Below are 18,644 nucleotides of genomic sequence, written 5' to 3'. Positions count from 1 at the left end.
TATACTCACAACCAGCATATTTGTTCTCAAGTGGTTGACTCACAGGAGGTTCGCTATGGCCATCACAAGTCGCGATCTACGTTCAGCGGAGGTTGTGCGCCGCACGAGACCTACCACCGTGATTACATTACCGCAAACGCGGCAGCGGTATGCCAGTCGCTCAGTAGGCTTTGGGGTCCATAATAAATTCGCTTATGCCATTTGTATTATTTTGGCGTTGTTCTTGGCCAATGCCATGTTCAGCCCAATTGTTTCGTGGTTCAAGGTTAAGTACGATGATGTGAAATATGGTCGCCCACGCACAATGCAAACCACCGCGTTCGTTGGCCACGATGAAGCCAACGGCTTGCCCTCACACTTTGTCGCAATGAATATGGAACGCCGAATCGTGATTGTCGAAATGCCTGGCGGCGATCCAGCTAAAGCCCGCACAATCGTTGGCCCGTATTTGTTTGGGGCTGGCGAAGATTTGACCCCAGTTAGCCTGCGCTTTGCAGATGTCAATGCCGACCAACGTTTGGATATGTTGGTGAGCGTTAAGCAAGAAGAGATGGTCTATATCAACGATGCTAGCAGCAATCAGTTTCGCATGATTACCAGCGAAGAGCTAGCCAAACTGCAAAATTAATCTTCGACTATTTCAGGGCAACCGAGAGTCAACCGCAAATATGTGAGTATCTACACCGATTCAGAGTCGCAACTGCGGCTCTGAATCTTTTTTAACGGCAACTTGCACAATCACCTAAAATCAGCTATACTCAACGACGTTGCTTTAGCAACAAATCCCTTAGCCGATGTGGCGGAATTGGCAGACGCGCTACGTTCAGGGCGTAGTTCTCGCAAGGGAGTGTGGGTTCGACTCCCACTATCGGCACCACTCGACAATCGCGAATATTCGCGGTTGTTTTGTTTTAAACCTGCTACCTCAGCCATAAACGGCTGTGATAAGATGATAGCTAGTGTTATTTAATATCGAGGTATAAGGATGAAACCGCTTAACCTCATTCTTTTTGGCCCCCCAGGCGCGGGGAAATCGACCCAAGCTGCCTATTTGGATAAATTGGCGGCGATTGATTCAATCTCCACCGGCCAACGCTTGCGCCAAACTGTCGAAACTGGCTCTGAATTGGGTCAAGAGGTCGCTCAGGTCATGGCTGAAGGTCGTTTGGTTGACGATACATTAATGAACAAATTGCTGAACGAATGGCTGCTGGGAATTCCTAGCGAGGTTGGTGTGCTGCTCGATGGCTATCCACGCACGCTGAGCCAAGCCCAAAGCCTTGATCAATTGATGCAGACCATTAGCCGCCCGCTTGATGTGGTAATTGCCCTAACCCTCTCTGATGAAGAAGCCATTCGACGCTTAAGTGGCCGCCGCATCTGCCGAATCAAAGGCCAGCTCGACCAAATTTTGCATATCAATGATCAAGCAGCCTTAGATGCTTGTCGCGCTAATGGCGGCATGTTAATTGAGCGCGATGACGACAAGCCGGAAACGATCAAACGTCGTTTAGCTGAATACAATGCCAAAACTGAGCCACTGCTGCAATTCTATGGCGAACGTGATTTGCTGATTTTGATCGATGCTGATGGCACACCTGATCAAGTTTCTAAGGCGATTGAGCAAGCCCTGCAACAACGCTTTAATGGCGCATAGTAGCCCGCAAAGATTAATATAACGCTTATTAGCTTTTGCCAAAAACGTGCTACACTACATGCAGGTGCAGCAATGCACAAGCTATCAAGGAGGACTTTCAATGGCCAAGCCATTAGCAGTTAGCGATGCCGAATTCGAATCAGCAGTGATTAATTCCGATATTCCCGTTTTGGTTGATTTTTGGGCACCATGGTGTGGGCCTTGTCGCTCAATCGCCCCTGTGCTCGAAGAGTTGGCTGACGAATACCAAGGCAAATTGTTGATTGCCAAGGTTAACACCGATGAAGATAGTGGCAACGCTATGAAGTTTGGGGTCCAAGGTATCCCAACCTTGATCTTCTTCCAAGGTGGTCAAGAAGTCGATCGGATCGTCGGCGCTGGCCCTAAGAAGATCTATCAAGAACGGATCGAAGCAATTCTTAACCCAGCCACCGAAGCATAATTAGCCTTACTCGTAAGCAACCACAGCACCGATCATTATGATTGGTGCTGTTTTTTTATTGCCCAACATTGCTTGGAATGCTAAACTGCTTGAAGTAGGTTTGATCATGGAGTTTTTGGCTATGCGGCGAGCATTCAATCAACTTGGGGCTTGGTTGTATCGCGCAATGCCTGGGCTTGGCCAACGCTGGGCCAAACGCTTTCAGGTGCAATCGGTTGCCGCCCAAATTCCATGGACTCCGTTGCATGGCCCTTTGTCCCAACAGCGGATCAGTTTAATTACCACTGGCGGCGTGCATCTACGCACCGATCCAGCGTTTGATATGCACGACCCACACGGCGACCCCAGCTTTCGCTTGATTCCGGCTGCTTCCAGCCCCACCGATTTGATGATTACCCACGATTATTATGATCATCGTGACGCTGATCGCGATCTGAATATTGTCTTGCCGATCAGCCATTTTCAGCAACTCGCTGCCCGTGGCACAATTCAAAGCCTTGGGCCATGCTACAGTTTCATGGGTCATATCACCGATGAACATATTGAGACATTAATCAAACAAACCGCCCCAACCGTTGCCCGCAATTTGCGCGAAGCTGGCGTGACAGCCGCAGTGCTTACTCCGGCCTGAGGTATTTGCAATCAGTCCGTGGGACTGATCGCACGAGTTTTAGAAGCGGCTGGGATTAGCACCGTCAGCTTTTTTCTGCTCGCCGAAATTGCCCAACAGCTGGGGATTCCACGTGGGCTAAGCGTGAAGTTTCCATTTGGCCATGTGTTGGGTGAGCCTGATAATCTCGTGCAGCAGCAACTATTAATTAACCATGGGTTGAATCTATTGATCAATGCAGCGCAAGCTGGCACATTCGTTCAATTGCCCTATCGCTGGAAGCGTGAAGATTGGCCGCGTTTACTCCAGGCTCAGCAGGCTGATTTAGCGCAATCTGATGCACAATAATTGCAAAAACATGGTATGATTTTGAGCCATAATCAACCAATTGTTCAGCAAGCATATTAATTCAACTGAATGGTGGCCCCACCATGGAAGAACACGATCAAATCGATGCCAGCCTTCAGGAAAATCTCTTATCGTTTCGGATCGACACCCTCACGATTTTAGTGTATTTGTGCTTGGGTTTTGGCGTGCTTTGGTTCGCCATGCTGCTAACCCAAGTTACCAGCAATGCAGGCGATTATACCCGTAGCGGCCCGCCGTGGGTGCTCTTTGCGGTTGGCACAGGCATGGCTTTTATGGGCCTGCGCTACAACAAAATTCGCTTGGCACGGAGTGCTTTCTTCTTTTCAATTGTCGGCACACCAACGATTAGCCTCTTTTTGCTACCTGGCACAACTCCATTTATGAGCTACTCGCTGGTATTGGCGGTGATTATCGCGGGGATTTTGTATTCGCCTCGCGCTCCATTCACCGTTGTTGCGCTTGTAGTGGTTATCTTCTTAATGGTTGGAATGGCCTCGGCCACCAATTTTACCAATCACTATGGCTCAATTACTCAATTTATCACGACATTTACGCCGCCTTCAGTCACGTTGCTGTTGGCAGCGCTTACCAGTTGGCTAGCAACCCGCGACTTGGTGGCAACCGTCGAATGGGCCATGGAAAGTCATCGTTTGGCTGAACGCCGCGCCGAACGCTTGCGGGTCAGTGAAGCCCGGGTTGCCCGTACCTTGCTTGAGCTTGAGGGCGCTTACGAAATGCAATCACGCTTGAATAGCCAATTACAAGTTCTTAACAAAGAGCTAGAGGTAGCACGGACTGCCGCCGATGAGGCTAATACGTTAAAAACTCGCTTCTTGGCCAATATGTCGCACGAACTGCGCACGCCACTCAATGCGATCATCAACTTTACCCAGTTTTTGGGTAAACCACGCTATGGCGATTTGACCGCCCGCCAAATTGAGCTGCAAGAGCGGGTCTTAGTCAATAGCGAGCATCTGCTTGGTCTGATCAACGATATCCTCGATCTCTCGAAAATCGAAGCCGGACGCATGGAATTGCACCTTGAGCTGCTTGATTTGCAGCCAATTTTCAATGGGGTTATGGCCACAGCGGTTGGATTGACCAAGAGTAAAGGCCTCAACCTCGAATCCGATGTTGAGGAGGAAATTCCGCCTGTGCGTGGCGATAAAGTGCGGGTACGCCAGATTTTGCTCAATTTGCTTTCCAACGCTGCCAAATTTACCGATAGCGGCGGCATTACGCTCCGCGCCTTCGAGAGCGATGGGATGGTACAAATTTCAGTCATCGATACTGGCGCAGGTATTCCAGCTCACGAATTGCCCTTGGTTTTTGAAGAATTTCACCAAGTTGAACAAGCTGCCTCGGCTCAACGCCAACAAGGCACTGGCTTGGGTTTGCCAATTAGCCGACACTTGGTAGAATTACAGGGCGGCACAATGTGGGCCGAAAGTCAATTTGGCAGTGGCTCAAGTTTTAGCTTCACCCTACCAATTGCCGAAAATCTCACGCCCGAAGTCGTTATTTTCGACCCACAAACGAAACAGACAGCGCTATGATTGACCCAAACTTTGCCCATGTGCTGGTTGTTGAAGACCGTGATGATACTTTTTTCGTGGTGCAAGATCTGCTGATCGCTGAAATTGGGGTTCGCTCGTGCGTGCGCTGCCGCGATGGCCGTTCGTTGATTACTATGCTCGATGCACCAACATCAGGACTATTTGACTTAATTTTGTATGATATTAAGCGACCCTTGCGTGATGCCTTTGCCCAATTACCAATGTTGCGCGTGCATCCAAAATTGATTGGCACACGCATTATAGCCTTAACCGCCAATATCATGCCCGATGACGTAGAACGAACGCGGAATGCTGGCTTCGATGGCTTTATTGGCATTCCAGTCAAACAAGATCGTTTTCCCAACCAAATTTGGCGCATTCTACATGATGAATGGGTTTGGGAACCACGTTAGCCAACCCAAAGGTCGAGAGGCGCTTTTTATGCAAACAATATGGATGCTCGCAGCAGGCGATTTGCTGACATTTTCCTTGACTACCGCTGCTCTGTGGTGGCTTACCAGTATGATTGGCTTGATGGATGCCGAAAGTGGCTACTTGGCTGGCCTCGGCGCATTGATGATCAGCTTCGGCGGTGCATTATCATCACTCAATCGGTTTAGTCGTTTGGCCACGGGGCAAAGTCTTTTTGGTTGGTCGATCGATCTGTTTCAATTTTTAACCCCAGGCTTTGTTTGTTTGGCCTATGGCCTGTGGTATGGCCAACAAGCCCTACGTCTACGCCGCACAACCCAGATTTGGCTGGCCCCAATGCTCACAATTTTCGCGATTCAGAGCTTTGCAGCCTTGATGATTGGCCGCCAAAATGGGCCAAGTCAGTTTATTGTGTTGTTAAGTTTTACCAGCATCGCCAGTTTTACCATGATTGGTCTGTGTATTCGCCAAGCCCGTTGGCAAGGCTTGCGCACCGTAATCATCTTTTCGGCAGCCTACCTCACGATGGTCAGCAGCATGAATATTATCGCCCACAGTTTTAACGAACAAAACGACTTAATGATTTCGATGGTGTTGACGACCAATATGCTGGCGGCGCTGTGTTTTGCTGGAGCGGGCTGGATCTTGTATCAGAGCACCAAGCGGCGGCAGCAGATTCAACGAATTATGGCGATGCTTGATGATAGTTTGGCCCAACCCAAACTAAATGGGCGGGCTGGGCCAATCCATTAATTACAATACGCTACGTTCGATAAATTCGCCCATTACGCGATTAAATTCTTGCGGTTTTTCCAAGCTGACCATATGCGCCACATCGGGGAAGGCCACATATTGAGCGTTAGCAACATGCTCAGCTAAATATTTAGCTGCTTCAACACAATCAGATTCATCAAGCAAGCCAATCAAAATCAACATTGGCACTTTAATTTCGGCTAAACGACCAACCGCTGGTGGCTCCAAAGGTTGGGCTTGGGCTTCGACAGGCTGATTGATCAAGTTCTCATAGGTCATCGAGCGCACAGCTTCATAAACTGCTGAATCGGCGCGGCCTACTGGTTGATTAGGGCCATCAGCCCAAAAACGCGCCTCTAGTTCGGCCAATAACGCCCAATCTTTGGCTTCTTGCGCTGCTTGCATCTTGCCAATTGGCTCAACCAATTCGGGGGGAATTTCTTCCGAGCCAAAACCACCCAAGCCTGAGCCAAGCACCACCAAGCCGTTGACCCGTTCGGGAAAACTTAAGGCTGAATCAATCGAAATGCTGCCACCACGAGAGTTGCCAATCAACACCGCCTGATCAACCTTGCAATGATCAAGCACAGCCAAAAGATCTTGGCGATTGGAGAAACTCACTGCTTCGGTCCTGGAGCGCCCAAAGCCACGGGTATCATAGCGAATGACGCGATAGTTGGGCGAAAAATGGGCAACTTGGGCATCCCACATGCGCAAATCGGCCACCCCAGCGTGAATAAACACCAACGGCAAGCCACGGCCCACCGCTTCATAATACAATTCACCACCATCAACAGCGACGTAGCCTGTTTCAAGCGCTTGACTCATTCAGCATTCTCCTGATGAAAATTCGTTGTTGCTAGTATAAACGCACAATTGTTCGTGATCGAGCGACTAAAGACCGAGATTTGAGCCATACCCGCTCGTTTATGGTACGATCAAGCTAGAACGTTTTAGAACAGAAAGCATTATGAGCGAATTAAGTACCTTGCAAATCGATCTGCTAGCGTGGTTTCAAGCCAATGGTCGCGATTTACCCTGGCGACGCACCCGCAATCCTTACTATATTTTGGTGTCGGAAACCATGCTCCAACAAACCCAAGTTGATCGGGTTATTCCCAAATATGAGGCATTTTTGGCCTTGTTTCCGACGGTCGAGGCCTTGGCCAGTGCCTCAACCGCCGATGTCATTCGTTCGTGGCAAGGCTTGGGCTACAATCGCCGTGCCGTCAATCTGCAACGAGCGGCTCAAGCAATTGTCGCAGCAGGCTATCCCGCCGATCCTGCTGGTTTCCCCGCTACGCCCGAAGGGTTGCGTAATTTGCCAGGGATTGGGGCGTATACCTCAGGGGCGGTCGCATGTTTTGCCTTCGAGCGTGATGTAGCCTTTCTCGATACCAATATTCGGCGCGTGGTGCGGCGCTTATTGGTCGGCCCCGAAGATGCCCCGCCCGCAACCAACGAACAAAACTTGATCGATTATGCCCAACAATTAATTCCCAAAGGCCAAGGCTGGGCGTGGAACCAAGCAATTATGGAGTTGGGAGCGTTAATTTGTAGCGCCGCCAAACCTCAGTGCTGGCGTTGCCCGGTCAATCAACATTGCCGAGCCTACGCGATTTGGCGCGAAGCCAACACCCAGCTTGATATGTGGCAACCACCAGTGATCAAACCACGCAAAAAGGCTGCCGAACAACCATTTCATACATCAAACCGCTATTTTCGTGGTCGGATTATCGATGCCCTGCGAGCACTCGAAACCCAGCAAAGCCTTGATCTGGCTAGTTTGGGGCCGCAAGTTAAGCCAGATTGGGTCGGCAACGAGCATGATCTCACATGGCTAGCCAAGTTGGTGAATGGTTTGGCTCAAGATGGCTTGCTGATTTGGCAGCAGCAACCAGAGCAGCAATTAGCCGAGTGGAGTGTGCGGCTACCAGCTTAACCAAGGTGAAGGACTCGCAACGTATCGTAGCGAAACTATTTCGTTGATTATGGGTAAATACCTGTATTCTAAACCCATAAACAAACGAGGCCAAGTGAAGCATCATCACTGCTGGACACAATCGTTTGAGGAATTCTTCTCAACGAACGATGATGAATTCGCCAACTAGCTTCAGCAAATTCCTTCATTCCGAAGGCAAGCACATTAAAAGCATCGCATCTGAGTTTATTCAGCAAAGCAGTCAATGCTAGGCCGTTGCTGCCCCTGAATAACCAGAAAAGCTCGAACAGCGTACCGTCGCAATGCCTGAACAGAGTATTCGCCATGCCTTCAACTGGTTCGCAAACCTGAAGTTGGTTCATTACTCATTCGGTTCGCTCTGAGGCTTGATGCTTTGATCGCGATTGATACCAAGTTTGGTAGTTTACGAAGCTAGCCTGTTATAACCACCGGTACGAGGCCAATGCCCTCCTTTTCACGATTGCTATCGTGTTGATATTGGCTGAAACGTCGCCGGATGCGCTGGCCTTGATCGTTGGCTGTTGCCGCGCCTTGGCACCCCATGGACGGGCGCAACAAATCCACCGCGCCTCCTGCTAAGCCAGCAACGGCGTAGACACCTCCTTCCGCCGCACCTTTGCCCAGCGTCCCCCTCGCTGGGCAAAGGATTTTTAGTGCCCCAAAAGATCAAGTTGCTCTTGTTCAAGTTTAATATTCTGTGCCAGCATTGCCGCAATCAAGGCTTGGCAATCGCGGAGCAATGGGTGTTGTTGGAGTTCGGTGAGGCTTTGGCGTTCTTTTTGATTGAGGGGTTGAGTAGCATTGGCGATGCGTTGAAAAATCGCTGGATCAGGCTGCCACAGCCGAATTTGGGCAACATGCTGGCGTAGATGCGCCAAAATTCGCAAACCACCTACATCGTAATCGCCCCAGTGATACCACGCTAAATCAGGCAAGGCTTGGGCTAGTTTGCCCAAAAATTGACAGAGGCTTGGGCTAGCAAAGCCACCCGTATAGATCAACAACGCCTGTGGTTGGCGAACAAGCATGCTGTGAAAGCTGGTCAAATTTTCAATCGTAATAATTTCAGCGCAGGCTGAATCCAGCACCTGAGCTTGACGCAACATCGAGCTAGGCAAGCCCAAACTTGGCCGAAATGCGCCTAATTCCAGCCGATTTCCATTCAATTCCAAATGTAAATCGCCTGCAAGCAGCACATATTCTGGCACTTTTTCGAGATTAAAGGCTTGCAGCAAAGCCCGATCATCGTCACCAAACTGCTTGGCTTGCGGCGCAAATTGGCGCAAAATTCGCAAAACTGCGCCTTCTAGCTCACTGAATCGTTTGCTCTGGCCCAACCAACCTACGCTAAATAAACGCTCTAAAATTGGAATTTCTTGTTGAGTCAGGCCATAAATCGCCCGTAACACATCACGATTCCAAGTGGGGTCGGTTAAATCAAGCGGTTGGATCGAGCGCCGTTGGATTAATTGCTGTTCGAGCCACACCAACCAATCAGCCAGCCAGCCCTGCGCTGACACATATTCAGCCAATAATGTACGCAAAGCCTGTTGTTGCTCAGCCAAGGGTTGACGTTTCAGCAAACGATACAGCGCCGACGCATCGAGCAAATCAACTGCTTCAAGCCAATTGCCTTCATCCCATTTGCGCCAATGCAACTTGATGATCTGATTTTTTGCTAGCTCAACCAAGTAGCTATTCGTTTGTTGACGTTCGTCAATCTGTTTATCATCAAAATAACGCGAAAATTTGGCCGCTTTAATCTGCACCCGATTGACCCGTTGACGCTCAGGTTGTTCGTGTTGATCAAGCAATTGCTGCAAAATTGAATTGCTAGTTTTGTTCAGATTCAGCATTCAGCGCCTCTAAACGAGCTGCATAATTGCGATATGGCTCGACCAAAACCCGCTGTTGGCGATCTTTCAAGCCAGTCAACACCAAGGTTGTACACATTTTGGGCACTAAATATTCGCAACGCTCAATCGGCGTGGCCGTGATAATTTGCAAACCAAAATGATGAAACAGATCAAGCGTCGAGCCAATCCGATCTTGATCCATTTTGGAAAAGGCCTCATCGAAGGCTACAATCCGAATGGTTGAGCGTTTGCTGCGCTCGTTAATTTTATAAAGCTGCACAAACGAGGCTGCAATCGTCACATAAAACGGAGTTTGGGTTTCGCCACCAGACGTTTGGCCCATAATTTTGCTCAAACGTGAACGGGTGCCGTCACGCTCAATCACATCAATATCGTAGCTCAAGTAGCGCCGATAATCGGTAATTTGGGCTTGCTCAAGCTTTTCTTGGTCGGTTAGGCCAGGCTGAATTAATAATTGAAAGAAGCGATCAAATGTGGCTTTGTGCTGCTGATAAAATTCACTATCCTGAATCATTTCGCTCGTAACATTAGCCGATTGCTCGATCAATTGATAAAAATCACGCAACGAATCGGCAATTTCATAGCGAAAATGATAACGCTGGCCATTAAAATCTAAGCCTTGCAAAGCATCATTAATTCGATCAAGCTCATCTTTGGCGCGACCAATATTTTCACGTAATTTATGCAGAACATGTTCGCGTAGCTCAGTTTCAGTTTCATGTTTGGCTTCAGCAATTTTCTGTGCAAAATCCGGTAAATTAGTGGATTCCAGCTCAGCGCGTTTTTCTTGGAAGCTCGTTTGCTCGATATCAGCTAGTTCACGCGCTCGAAAATCGCGATTATAGAGAATAACTTGTTCGCGTAATTGTTCTTGGGTATTATTGAAACGGGTATTATAGCCGCGACCTTGTTGCTCGGCGGTTTCTTGCAACCGGCTAAATTGAGATTGTTCATTATTCTCGCGCTGAAAATCGTTGAGCGCATCGTCAATTTGCTCGGGATAACGTTGCTGCGTATGCTCAAATAGGCTTTGAGCATTTAATAATTGATGTTGATCCTGCTGAATGTGTTGTTCGATCTGAGTAATTTGATTATTGAGTGTACCAATAATTCGCTCTAAACGGCGAATATTCAAAGTATATTGTTCATAAATTATCTGTAAACGTTTAACTTCAGCTTCAAGTGCCGCCACGCCGCTAGTATCAATGCTGTCATGTTCACGTTGCAATTCAAGCAGTGTCGTTTGTAATTCGCTTGAATCAAGTTCTTCCTCAAAATACGAATCTAAGCCTAATAAAAGTTGTTGTAATTTTTCCAGTTGATCATAATATTGGCGTTGGCGTTGTTGTTCTGGGCGTAATATCGCCAATTCGGCTTGGATTTCGGTTAATTGCTGACGACGGCTTTCAATCTGCGAACGTTGGGCGCGTTCACCAATAAACCAAGGCTGAAATTTCCGTGGATCAATTGAACGCGCTGTCCATTCTTGATAAACCATCACTTCAGCAGTAATTGCGCGGCGATGCTGACGCAAATCTTGCACATGCTGACAAGTGATAATATCACCTAAAATTGCCGCAATATATTTATCGATCAAGCCAGTTTTGGCTTTGACTTTGGTCGCCAATGATAATGGTCGTGCTGGACGAGCTTCAGCACTAGCTTGTTGTAAATCAACTAAACCAACATCAAAGATCCGTTCTTTTTCGCGTAACTGATCGAGCAAATCAAGGGCTTGGCTATAATATTTAGGTTCGACAATAATATTGAAACGGCGTTGACCAAGCATTGCCTCAACCGCATTTTGCCAATGTTCATCAGGAATTTCTAACAGCTCGCAAAGCAAAAAGAGTTCAATATTTAATGATGATTTTAAGTACTTACGCACATTTTCCACATTTTGGGGATAATGATTTTGGCGATTCGATTGCTCAAGCTGCGTAATTTCTTGTTTTAGGCGGCTTTCTTGTTCAAATAAGCGTGAGATTTTATCGTCGGTTCGGGTCATCGCTTGGAGTTGCAATTTCAAAGCAGCACCAGCCGCCGTGCTCTGTTGTTGTAATAAGGGCACAATCTGCTGTGCTTGGGGAATGTGCTCAGGCTGATGCAATAGATTAACTAAATCTTGCTCAGCAATTGGCTGCAATATATTCAATAATTCAGCAATTTGGGTTAATTTGGCTTGAACTTGTCGCCAACGTTGGTTAATTTTTTGAATTTGTTGCTGCAATTGCTGAATTTCAGCGGCAAGTTGGTTTTTACGCCGCACAACATCAGATTGGCTTAATTGAAATCGAGCTTCATCCCAAGCGACTTGGGCATTTTGCTGTAAGCCAAGTTGTTGTTCTAAATCAGTCTGATTCAATTCGTAATCTCGGCGAGTATCGATTAATCGTTGTTGCTGTTGATTAATTTGTTGCTGAATTGCCGCCACGGCGTAGTGAGCCGCCAGAATTTCAAATTTTCCATGCAGGCCACGCAAGCGCTTGGCTTCTTCTTGGGTTTTGATAATAGCACCGAGGCTTTTTAATTGTTCTTCCACATCTTTCGCTTTTCGCTCCAAATCGCGCAAGCGTTCAACCACATTTTGCAAGGTGTGAACATCCAACGAATTTGGCTCCAGCAGCCATTGCTCAACAAATTCACGAATATTGCGAATTGGCTGGAAGGTCAAGGCTCGCAGAAATAAATCGAAAAAGCGTTGATTCAAGCCGCCCAGCCGATTGAGCAAGGCCGCTTGATATTCGCCAGTTTGATCAAAACTTTCGGCGGTTGAGCGATTGCGTGCTATCGCTTTGATTTCGCGGCGGGTGCGTGGTTTGCCCTGCTCAATAAATACATCAGGATTTAATTGGCCATCGAAGATAAAAAAGGTTTTTTCAACGCTTTGGGTCGCGGCGCGAGCTTCCAAGCAAACCCCGCTGACAAAGGCTTGATGCTTCAGATCGTCAGTCCACTCCAGCACCACATAACCAATCGTGTCGCCAGGCCGCAGCCAATGTTGCTCGCCAATTTTGCCGCGCACATAGCTATCCAACGAGCGTTGTGAGCGATCTTGGGCGGCACTGTTAAAACGCACTCGCCCCAAATCGGCCACCAGCACCAATTGCAAGGCATCAAGAATCGACGATTTGCCCGAACCGTTGTGGCCAGCCAAATATAAACTATCCTGCACATCCAACATATGCCAATCGAAGCGATGCCAATGATACAGAAAAATGCGACTAAGCTTGATCATTCTTGCTCCTCGTCAGCACTGTTGGGGCGTTGATATTCAGCTAGGCGTTCGGCCAAGGCGGCGATGCCACTGGCTGGCACGATCACCTCAAGCGCTGGCAATAATTCGATCACCGCATCAGGGTCGTTGGCACGCAGCGCTTTACTATTGGGAGCACGCACGAGTTTTAGCCCATTGAATAGGCGTAAAGCCTCATCGAATGCACCTTTTTTGCGAATCGTTTGGCCAGGAAAAAACTCGCCATAGCGGCTATAAACATCGCTGACGGTGGTGGTTGGATAGCGCGTCAGACTCGGATTAAGCGACTCATATTGTTCGGCGTAGATCAAGCGTAGCAATAACAGCCATAAGGTTGTTTCACGGGTAAAGCGGCGGCGATGGCTGCCATCACGATGAAATACATGGAAAATATATAAATTTTCGGCGTAATGCAATTCCCAGCCTGCGACCGCCAAATAATCGCGAACTAAATCGATGCGGCGTACTAACCAAGCAAAAATCCGCCGATCCTGCTCATCTTCGCGCCAAATCAGGCCATCGCTGAGCAAACGCCGCACACTATCGGCAAATAATTGCTGCTCGGTTGATGAAAGTTGGCTATATTCTTCAGCAAAATTGACTAAGCTCATGCTGGTTGCTCCGTTGAAACCCGCCGCACCAAGAAATCGCGAAAGCCCACCCCATCGCGCTCGACCCAAACACCATCGTCGATTGGCTCAACCGTGTAGCCCAATGAGCCATCACCATACGAACGCAAATAGATAATTAACGATAAATCGTCAACACCTTCAAGTTCGATTTCCGAGCCGCGCCGTTGCTCGGCATCACCCAACAATTGCAAAGCATAACGCCGCACCCGATCGCGGCTGATTGAACGGCGCAATTGGCGCAAGGTGTCGGCCTGCGCTTGCGCAATTTCGGACTCGCTGAGCGGCGCATAGCTCTCAGCTTGAATTTCAAATGGCACGGCGGCGCGAGTTGGCGCACTCAACGATTGCTGATCGGTCAATTGAAATTCGTAGATACTCAGCATTTCGCTAATTTCGGAGCTGGCTTGCTCGTAGGCTGATTGATTGGGCAAGACTTGGCTCAAAATGCGGTGGAGTTGGCCGCTGGTGCTGGTGCTGGCACTCAAAAATAACTCAATATTACGCACTGCCGAATCGACAAATTGGCTATGGCGCAGATCGATCACGCCAATTAATTGATCAAGTTGGTCGAAATGGCTGCGAATTGTCTCAATTTGGTCAGTTAATCGGTTATAAGCCACTTCAAAACTAGCAGCCTCGCCGCGACTAACCAAATGTTGTGCTGATAACTCCAACAAATTGGTGCGCTCGATTTTCTGCAAAAACTGCAAAATCGCAGGCCGATAGCGCGAAAGATGGTCGGATGTGCGCAGTTGATGATAGGCTTGATCGACAATATCTTTGCGATATGTACCAAACACATGCTCTAACACATCTTTGGTTTTGAGAGTTTGCAGCACTTTTTGAATATGCAAACCAATGTTGTGTTGCAATTCTTTGAGCGCCTGCGTCAGAAAAAGCGTCTGTTCATAGGCGTTCGAGAGTCGATCGTGGGGTGCATCGCCAGTGCAGGCTTTTTCGAGCACATCGTGAATGCCACAAATCATGCCGCGTAAATGTTGGCGCTGCTTAGTTGCAAGGTCTTCAAAGAGTTGCAACAGCCGAAACGCATAATCGGGCAAAATGATCGCTGAAGAATAATCGCTTTGTTGCTCGAAGCGCAGCCAGCCCCAAGCCCGCAGCGAACGCAAAATCGCCGAAGCATGATTATTCTGTTCAAGCTCGGATTCTTCCTCGTGAGCATCGCTAGTGAGGGCTTCGGCGTTGGGTAACTCTAATTGTTGCTCGACCAAGCTTAATGCCCGTTCGCGGCTGAGTGGTTGCGATTGTTGCTTGGTGGCAGCAAACAGCGCTAGCAAAACCTGGGTGTAAATTGCAGCGCCAGGGCTAGCTAATGGGCGAAAAAGGGTGGTAGGAACGGTCTCGAACAAACTCATGGTAGCACGCATTTCTCCGGCGGATGCCATGACCAAGTGAGGATTGCCTCAATCATACCAAGCTTTCCCCACTCTCACAAGCAGCGACTTCGTAGCAAAAATCGCAATCTTGACAAAGCATAACGCAGTGCGTATAGTTAGTTTGTGTACGGACTATTTGTATACGAGGGATTGGGGATCGGTTGTTGGGGGTCGGGGATTGGGACGGAGTACCTAAAAACTATTAGGGATTAGGATTTAACTTAGCAGGATATTAGCCAAATCGTTGGGCAATGCACAAATAATGAATTGAGAACTCATTCGTGCTCTTCGTGTCCTTCGTGGTTAAATTAATCGATTCGCTGTTCTTCATCAAGCTTACAAGGACGTAGCATTGTGGAAGCGCACTATCATTTGTGTTTTCAAGTTGGGCGGGTAGCCCGCCAATTGATCAGCCACTACAATCGAGTGCTGGCTCCGTTGGGGCTGACCACCGCTCAATACTTCGTCCTCGTTGCGATCAAGCCCGATGAAGCCCCAACCATGGGCGAACTTTCCAACCGCACCTATCTCGATAATTCAACTCTAACGCCAATCGTCGATCGCCTTGAGCGTGATGGCTGGCTCGAACGAATGTCCGACCCCACTGATCGGCGCACAACCCGCATCCAATTAACTAGCAATGGCCTCGAACGCTTGCCCGATGCTCGCCAACGTGGCGATGCGGTCGAAAACGCTATGCGTGAGCAATTGGGCGATCCATTGGTCGATTTATTGACCGATGGTTTACGCAAAGTTGCCCGCATCGAACTCTAAATCTGTTGCCTAACCTGTAATCAGCCACTAATCGCTGCAAAACCCTCGCTGATTACAACCGATTGTTGATAAAAATCGCTTCCAACCAGAAAGAAAGGTGGTTCAATGACGTACCGCATTCAACGTGCAGTGGTAATTGGCTCAGGCACAATGGGTGGTGGCATCGCCGCTCATCTAGCCAATGCTGGCGTGCGCACCGTGTTGTTGGATATTGTGCCAAGCACGCTCACGCCTGAGGAAGAGGCCAAAGGGCTTTCGTTGCAAAGCAAAGCCGTGCGCAATCGAATTGTGCAAACTGGCTGGGATCGAGTGGTCAAGAGCAGCCCCGCCGCGCTCATGAATAAAAAAGCTGGCGAATTGGTGCAACTTGGCAATCTCGAAGACGATTTCGCAGTTGTCAGCGAAGCCGATTGGGTGATTGAAGTTATTGTTGAAAAACTCGAACCCAAGCAACAACTGATGGCCCGCATCGATGAAATTCGCAAAGCTGGCAGCATTATTTCATCGAACACCAGCGGGATTCCAATTCACAAAATTGCTGAAGGCCGCTCTGACGATTTCAAAAAGCACTTCCTTGGAACCCACTTCTTCAACCCACCCCGCTACCTCAAATTGCTCGAAGTGATTCCAACGCCAGATACCGATCAGGCGATTATTGACTATATTTGCAGTTTTGGCCAAGAACGCTTGGGCAAAGGCGTGGTGATCGCCAAAGATACGCCAAACTTTATCGCCAACCGCATCGGCACATTTGGCGGCGCATATGCCATGAAATATATTGTCGATAACGGCTATACGATTGAAGAAGTTGATGCCTTGACTGGAACCTTGATTGGCAATCCCAAATCGGGAACCTTCCGGCTTGGCGATTTGGTGGGGATTGATGTGATGGTTGGGGTCGCCCACAACCTCTACAATCTCGTGCCCAACGATGAATCACGCGACGCACTGCTGGCTCCAGCTCCAGTCCAAGGCTTGCTAGAACGGGGCTGGCTCGGTCAAAAATCAGGCCAAGGTTTCTATAAAACTGTCAAAGGCGCGAATGGCAAGGAATTTTGGGTGCTCGATTGGGAAACTGGCGAGCATCGCGCCCCACGAGAAGTTGATTTGCCCATCATCAAGCAAGCCAAAAAGCAAGGCAATTTGGCGGCTCGCTTGCGTTTCTTGGTCAACCAAAGCCAAGATCGTGGCGGCAAACTGATTGCCGATACCTTGTTGCCATCGTTGGCTTATGCTGCTCGCCGCGTGCCAGAAATTAGCGATCATCTGTACGATGTCGATAATGCTTTGCGCTGGGGCTTTGCCAAGGAGATGGGGCCATTTGAAATGTGGGATGCGATTGGCCTCGCCGATGGTGTGAAGCTGATGCAAGATCGCGATATTCAGGTGGCCGATTGGGTTTTGACATTACTCGAAAAAGGCCATACCTCGTTCTATCAAACGGTCGATGGCGCGAAACAAGCCTATAGCCCAGTCACTGGCGAATACGAAGCCGTGCCAAGCTCAGCCTTGAAAATCGACCTTGACGAGTTGCGCAGCGCAGGCAAAGAAGTTGCCCGCAACGATTCAGCCAGCCTGCTCGATTTAGGCGATGGCGTGTTGTGCTTCGAATTCCATTCCAAGATGAACGCGCTGGATAGCGAAATCACCGAAATGGGCTTCAAAGCCTTGGAATTGCTCAAAGACGATCGCTGGACAGGTATGGTTGTTGGCAACCAAGGCTCAGATTTCTGCATCGGGGCCAACATCTTTATGTTGATGATGGCTGCCCAAAACGATCAATTCGACCAGCTTGAGCAGATGTTGAAAACCTCACACGACTTGATGCAAGGCATGCGCTTCTCGCCCAAGCAAGACCAGAGGCTGCATGTCCGTGGCACCTTCGAAAAGGTGGCATCCGAGCGGCGGGTAGCAGCAATGAAGCGGGTTTTGGCAGGCGGGGCGCTCATCCCCTCGCTGGTCGACTACTTTGATCCCGACACAAAGCGAATGCCGAGGAAGAGCGAGGGGATCGCACTCGGCGATCTCGGCGAGTACGACTTGAATGATTCGCAAGAGGAAGCACTTCGGACAGCCCTCTTATTCGGCCCTCTTTCCTTGCTGCAGGGGCCACCGGGGACCGGGAAGACGAAGTTTATTGCATCATTTGTCCACCTGCTGCTGTCGCGCGGCCTGGCCGGTAACGTCCTGCTGGTCAGCCAATCGCATGAGGCAGTGAACAATGTGATGGACAAAGTCTTCGGTCTGGTACGCGGCTCCAGTCTCGACGCGACCATGGTGCGCGTCGGCCTGCAGTCGATGGTGTCGCCAGGACTTCGCGGTATTCAGGAGGATTCACTGCGCCAGCGGTATCGCGAGACTTTCGATGCGGAGATCAAGGAGCGGGTGCGCTCCGTGGGCCTCGCCATGGGCCTCCCGCAAGGCTATGTCCACACAGCAACCGAGTTGCACGCCACCTTGGGGTCGCTGCTACAGCGCATTGATCAGCTTACCGGCACCGAGGATGAGACCGACGGCGAGGGCATATCAACGAAGGAGCACATACAGCGCCTTAGGCAGGTGTTTTTGGACATCGCATGCAACCGATTCGACATCACGGCCACGGGGGGTGAAGACCTCGAAGCTCTAATGTCGTCTAGGCTTGACGCGTTGGCCCATGAGCACGGCTCGCCCAGTCCCGCGAAATGTGCGCGTTTGGGGCAGATTGCTCGCCTTTCGACCGAGTTCTCTCAAGTATTGCGGAGCCCGCGATCCAACTACACGGCTTTCCTCGCGCGCTGCTCCAATATAGTAGCCGGGACATGCGTCGGTGTGGGCAAGCAGGCATTGGGCATCATGGACGTTCCCTACGACTGGGTAATCGTCGACGAGGCAGCTCGAGCCTCTCCGATGGAACTCGTGGTCGCCATCGGCAACCCGCTGGGCT

The 18,644-nt window shown here is 49.4% G+C and carries 17 protein-coding genes and 1 tRNA gene; 12 read left to right on the top strand and 6 right to left on the bottom strand.

The genetic code is table 11. From position 1 onward, the window contains the following. Window positions 1-55 precede the first annotated feature (55 nt). From LCH85_23635 to LCH85_23595, 9 genes are all read left to right on the top strand, one after another. Window positions 56-628, top strand: coding sequence for a hypothetical protein (locus LCH85_23635; protein ID MCA0354998.1), 573 nt, complete (start codon window positions 56-58; stop codon window positions 626-628). A gap of 162 nt (window positions 629-790) precedes the next feature. Beyond that, window positions 791-877, top strand: a tRNA-Leu gene (locus LCH85_23630). Window positions 878-985: 108 nt separating this feature from the next. After that, window positions 986-1,657 (top strand): nucleoside monophosphate kinase, encoded by a 672-nt coding sequence (locus LCH85_23625; protein MCA0354997.1) that lies wholly within the window; start codon window positions 986-988, stop codon window positions 1,655-1,657. Between the two features lie 100 nt (window positions 1,658-1,757). Continuing rightward, window positions 1,758-2,099 carry a thioredoxin gene (gene trxA, locus LCH85_23620; protein ID MCA0354996.1) on the top strand — a complete coding sequence of 114 codons (342 nt, stop codon included), beginning with the start codon at window positions 1,758-1,760 and terminating at the stop codon, window positions 2,097-2,099. Window positions 2,100-2,220: 121 nt separating this feature from the next. Next, the gene (locus LCH85_23615) at window positions 2,221-2,730 is read left to right on the top strand and encodes a hypothetical protein (GenBank protein ID MCA0354995.1); all 510 of its coding nucleotides are present in this window, start codon (window positions 2,221-2,223) and stop codon (window positions 2,728-2,730) included. 18 nt (window positions 2,731-2,748) lie between these two features. Further along, window positions 2,749-3,057 (top strand): hypothetical protein, encoded by a 309-nt coding sequence (locus LCH85_23610; protein ID MCA0354994.1) that lies wholly within the window; start codon window positions 2,749-2,751, stop codon window positions 3,055-3,057. Window positions 3,058-3,140: 83 nt separating this feature from the next. Next, window positions 3,141-4,634 carry a two-component sensor histidine kinase gene (locus tag LCH85_23605; protein ID MCA0354993.1) on the top strand — a complete coding sequence of 498 codons (1,494 nt, stop codon included), beginning with the start codon at window positions 3,141-3,143 and terminating at the stop codon, window positions 4,632-4,634. Then, window positions 4,631-5,047 carry a response regulator gene (locus tag LCH85_23600; protein ID MCA0354992.1) on the top strand — a complete coding sequence of 139 codons (417 nt, stop codon included), beginning with the start codon at window positions 4,631-4,633 and terminating at the stop codon, window positions 5,045-5,047. The genes LCH85_23605 and LCH85_23600 overlap by 4 nt, the downstream gene beginning before the upstream one ends. A 28-nt stretch (window positions 5,048-5,075) precedes the next feature. Beyond that, complete coding sequence (locus LCH85_23595) at window positions 5,076-5,819, top strand: hypothetical protein (GenBank protein MCA0354991.1); 744 nt, start codon at window positions 5,076-5,078, stop codon at window positions 5,817-5,819. On the opposite strand, the gene LCH85_23590 is transcribed toward LCH85_23595, so the two are convergent. Continuing rightward, the gene (locus tag LCH85_23590) at window positions 5,820-6,647 is read right to left on the bottom strand and encodes an alpha/beta hydrolase (protein ID MCA0354990.1); all 828 of its coding nucleotides are present in this window, start codon (window positions 6,645-6,647) and stop codon (window positions 5,820-5,822) included. It lies immediately after the preceding gene. A gap of 142 nt (window positions 6,648-6,789) precedes the next feature. Here LCH85_23590 and LCH85_23585 point away from each other — a divergent pair, with 142 nt between their 5' ends. Continuing rightward, a complete protein-coding gene (locus LCH85_23585; protein MCA0354989.1) occupies window positions 6,790-7,761 on the top strand; it encodes an A/G-specific adenine glycosylase in 972 nt (323 codons plus the stop codon). 68 nt (window positions 7,762-7,829) lie between these two features. Here the strand turns inward: LCH85_23585 and LCH85_23580 are convergent, their stop codons facing one another. The 5 genes from LCH85_23580 to LCH85_23560 all read right to left on the bottom strand — a co-directional run bounded on the left by LCH85_23580 (window position 7,830) and on the right by LCH85_23560 (window position 14,923). Continuing rightward, window positions 7,830-8,123, bottom strand: a complete 294-nt coding sequence (locus tag LCH85_23580; protein ID MCA0354988.1) for a hypothetical protein — start codon at window positions 8,121-8,123, stop codon at window positions 7,830-7,832. Window positions 8,124-8,432: 309 nt separating this feature from the next. Further along, window positions 8,433-9,638 (bottom strand): DUF2220 domain-containing protein, encoded by a 1,206-nt coding sequence (locus tag LCH85_23575; protein ID MCA0354987.1) that lies wholly within the window; start codon window positions 9,636-9,638, stop codon window positions 8,433-8,435. Beyond that, window positions 9,616-12,897, bottom strand: coding sequence for a hypothetical protein (locus tag LCH85_23570; protein MCA0354986.1), 3,282 nt, complete (start codon window positions 12,895-12,897; stop codon window positions 9,616-9,618). Before LCH85_23570 ends, LCH85_23575 begins: the two co-directional genes overlap by 23 nt. Then, window positions 12,894-13,526: a DUF4194 domain-containing protein gene (locus LCH85_23565; GenBank protein MCA0354985.1), complete on the bottom strand. Its 633-nt coding sequence runs from the start codon at window positions 13,524-13,526 to the stop codon at window positions 12,894-12,896. The genes LCH85_23570 and LCH85_23565 overlap by 4 nt, the downstream gene beginning before the upstream one ends. Further along, window positions 13,523-14,923, bottom strand: a complete 1,401-nt coding sequence (locus LCH85_23560) for a DUF5716 family protein (protein ID MCA0354984.1) — start codon at window positions 14,921-14,923, stop codon at window positions 13,523-13,525. The genes LCH85_23565 and LCH85_23560 overlap by 4 nt, the downstream gene beginning before the upstream one ends. A 375-nt stretch (window positions 14,924-15,298) precedes the next feature. On the opposite strand from LCH85_23560, the gene LCH85_23555 reads away from it, so the two are divergent. Both LCH85_23555 and LCH85_23550 read left to right on the top strand, forming a co-directional pair. Next, on the top strand, window positions 15,299-15,718 hold the full coding sequence (locus LCH85_23555) for a MarR family transcriptional regulator (GenBank protein ID MCA0354983.1): 420 nt from the start codon (window positions 15,299-15,301) through the stop codon (window positions 15,716-15,718). Window positions 15,719-15,823: 105 nt separating this feature from the next. Further along, a partial coding sequence (locus LCH85_23550) for an AAA family ATPase (GenBank protein MCA0354982.1) occupies window positions 15,824-18,644 on the top strand: 2,821 nt, incomplete at its 3' end.

The sequence above is a fragment of the Chloroflexota bacterium genome (assembly GCA_020161265.1).
Lineage (GTDB): Bacteria > Chloroflexota > Chloroflexia > Chloroflexales > Herpetosiphonaceae > Herpetosiphon.
This window is presented reverse-complemented; position numbering and strand designations above follow the sequence as displayed.

Bases quoted from the DNA above. Each gene is read 5' to 3' on its own strand.
- LCH85_23570 (MCA0354986.1), bottom strand. From the start codon at position 12,897: ATGATCAAGCTTAGTCGCATTTTTCTGTATCATTGGCATCGCTTCGAT.
- LCH85_23595 (MCA0354991.1), top strand. From the start codon at position 5,076: ATGCAAACAATATGGATGCTCGCAGCAGGCGATTTGCTGACATTTTCC.
- trxA (MCA0354996.1), top strand. From the start codon at position 1,758: ATGGCCAAGCCATTAGCAGTTAGCGATGCCGAATTCGAATCAGCAGTG.
- LCH85_23565 (MCA0354985.1), bottom strand. From the start codon at position 13,526: ATGAGCTTAGTCAATTTTGCTGAAGAATATAGCCAACTTTCATCAACC.
- LCH85_23575 (MCA0354987.1), bottom strand. From the start codon at position 9,638: ATGCTGAATCTGAACAAAACTAGCAATTCAATTTTGCAGCAATTGCTT.
- LCH85_23635 (MCA0354998.1), top strand. From the start codon at position 56: ATGGCCATCACAAGTCGCGATCTACGTTCAGCGGAGGTTGTGCGCCGC.
- LCH85_23585 (MCA0354989.1), top strand. From the start codon at position 6,790: ATGAGCGAATTAAGTACCTTGCAAATCGATCTGCTAGCGTGGTTTCAA.
- LCH85_23590 (MCA0354990.1), bottom strand. From the start codon at position 6,647: ATGAGTCAAGCGCTTGAAACAGGCTACGTCGCTGTTGATGGTGGTGAA.
- LCH85_23580 (MCA0354988.1), bottom strand. From the start codon at position 8,123: ATGAACCAACTTCAGGTTTGCGAACCAGTTGAAGGCATGGCGAATACT.
- LCH85_23605 (MCA0354993.1), top strand. From the start codon at position 3,141: ATGGAAGAACACGATCAAATCGATGCCAGCCTTCAGGAAAATCTCTTA.
- LCH85_23600 (MCA0354992.1), top strand. From the start codon at position 4,631: ATGATTGACCCAAACTTTGCCCATGTGCTGGTTGTTGAAGACCGTGAT.
- LCH85_23560 (MCA0354984.1), bottom strand. From the start codon at position 14,923: ATGAGTTTGTTCGAGACCGTTCCTACCACCCTTTTTCGCCCATTAGCT.
- LCH85_23625 (MCA0354997.1), top strand. From the start codon at position 986: ATGAAACCGCTTAACCTCATTCTTTTTGGCCCCCCAGGCGCGGGGAAA.
- LCH85_23615 (MCA0354995.1), top strand. From the start codon at position 2,221: ATGCGGCGAGCATTCAATCAACTTGGGGCTTGGTTGTATCGCGCAATG.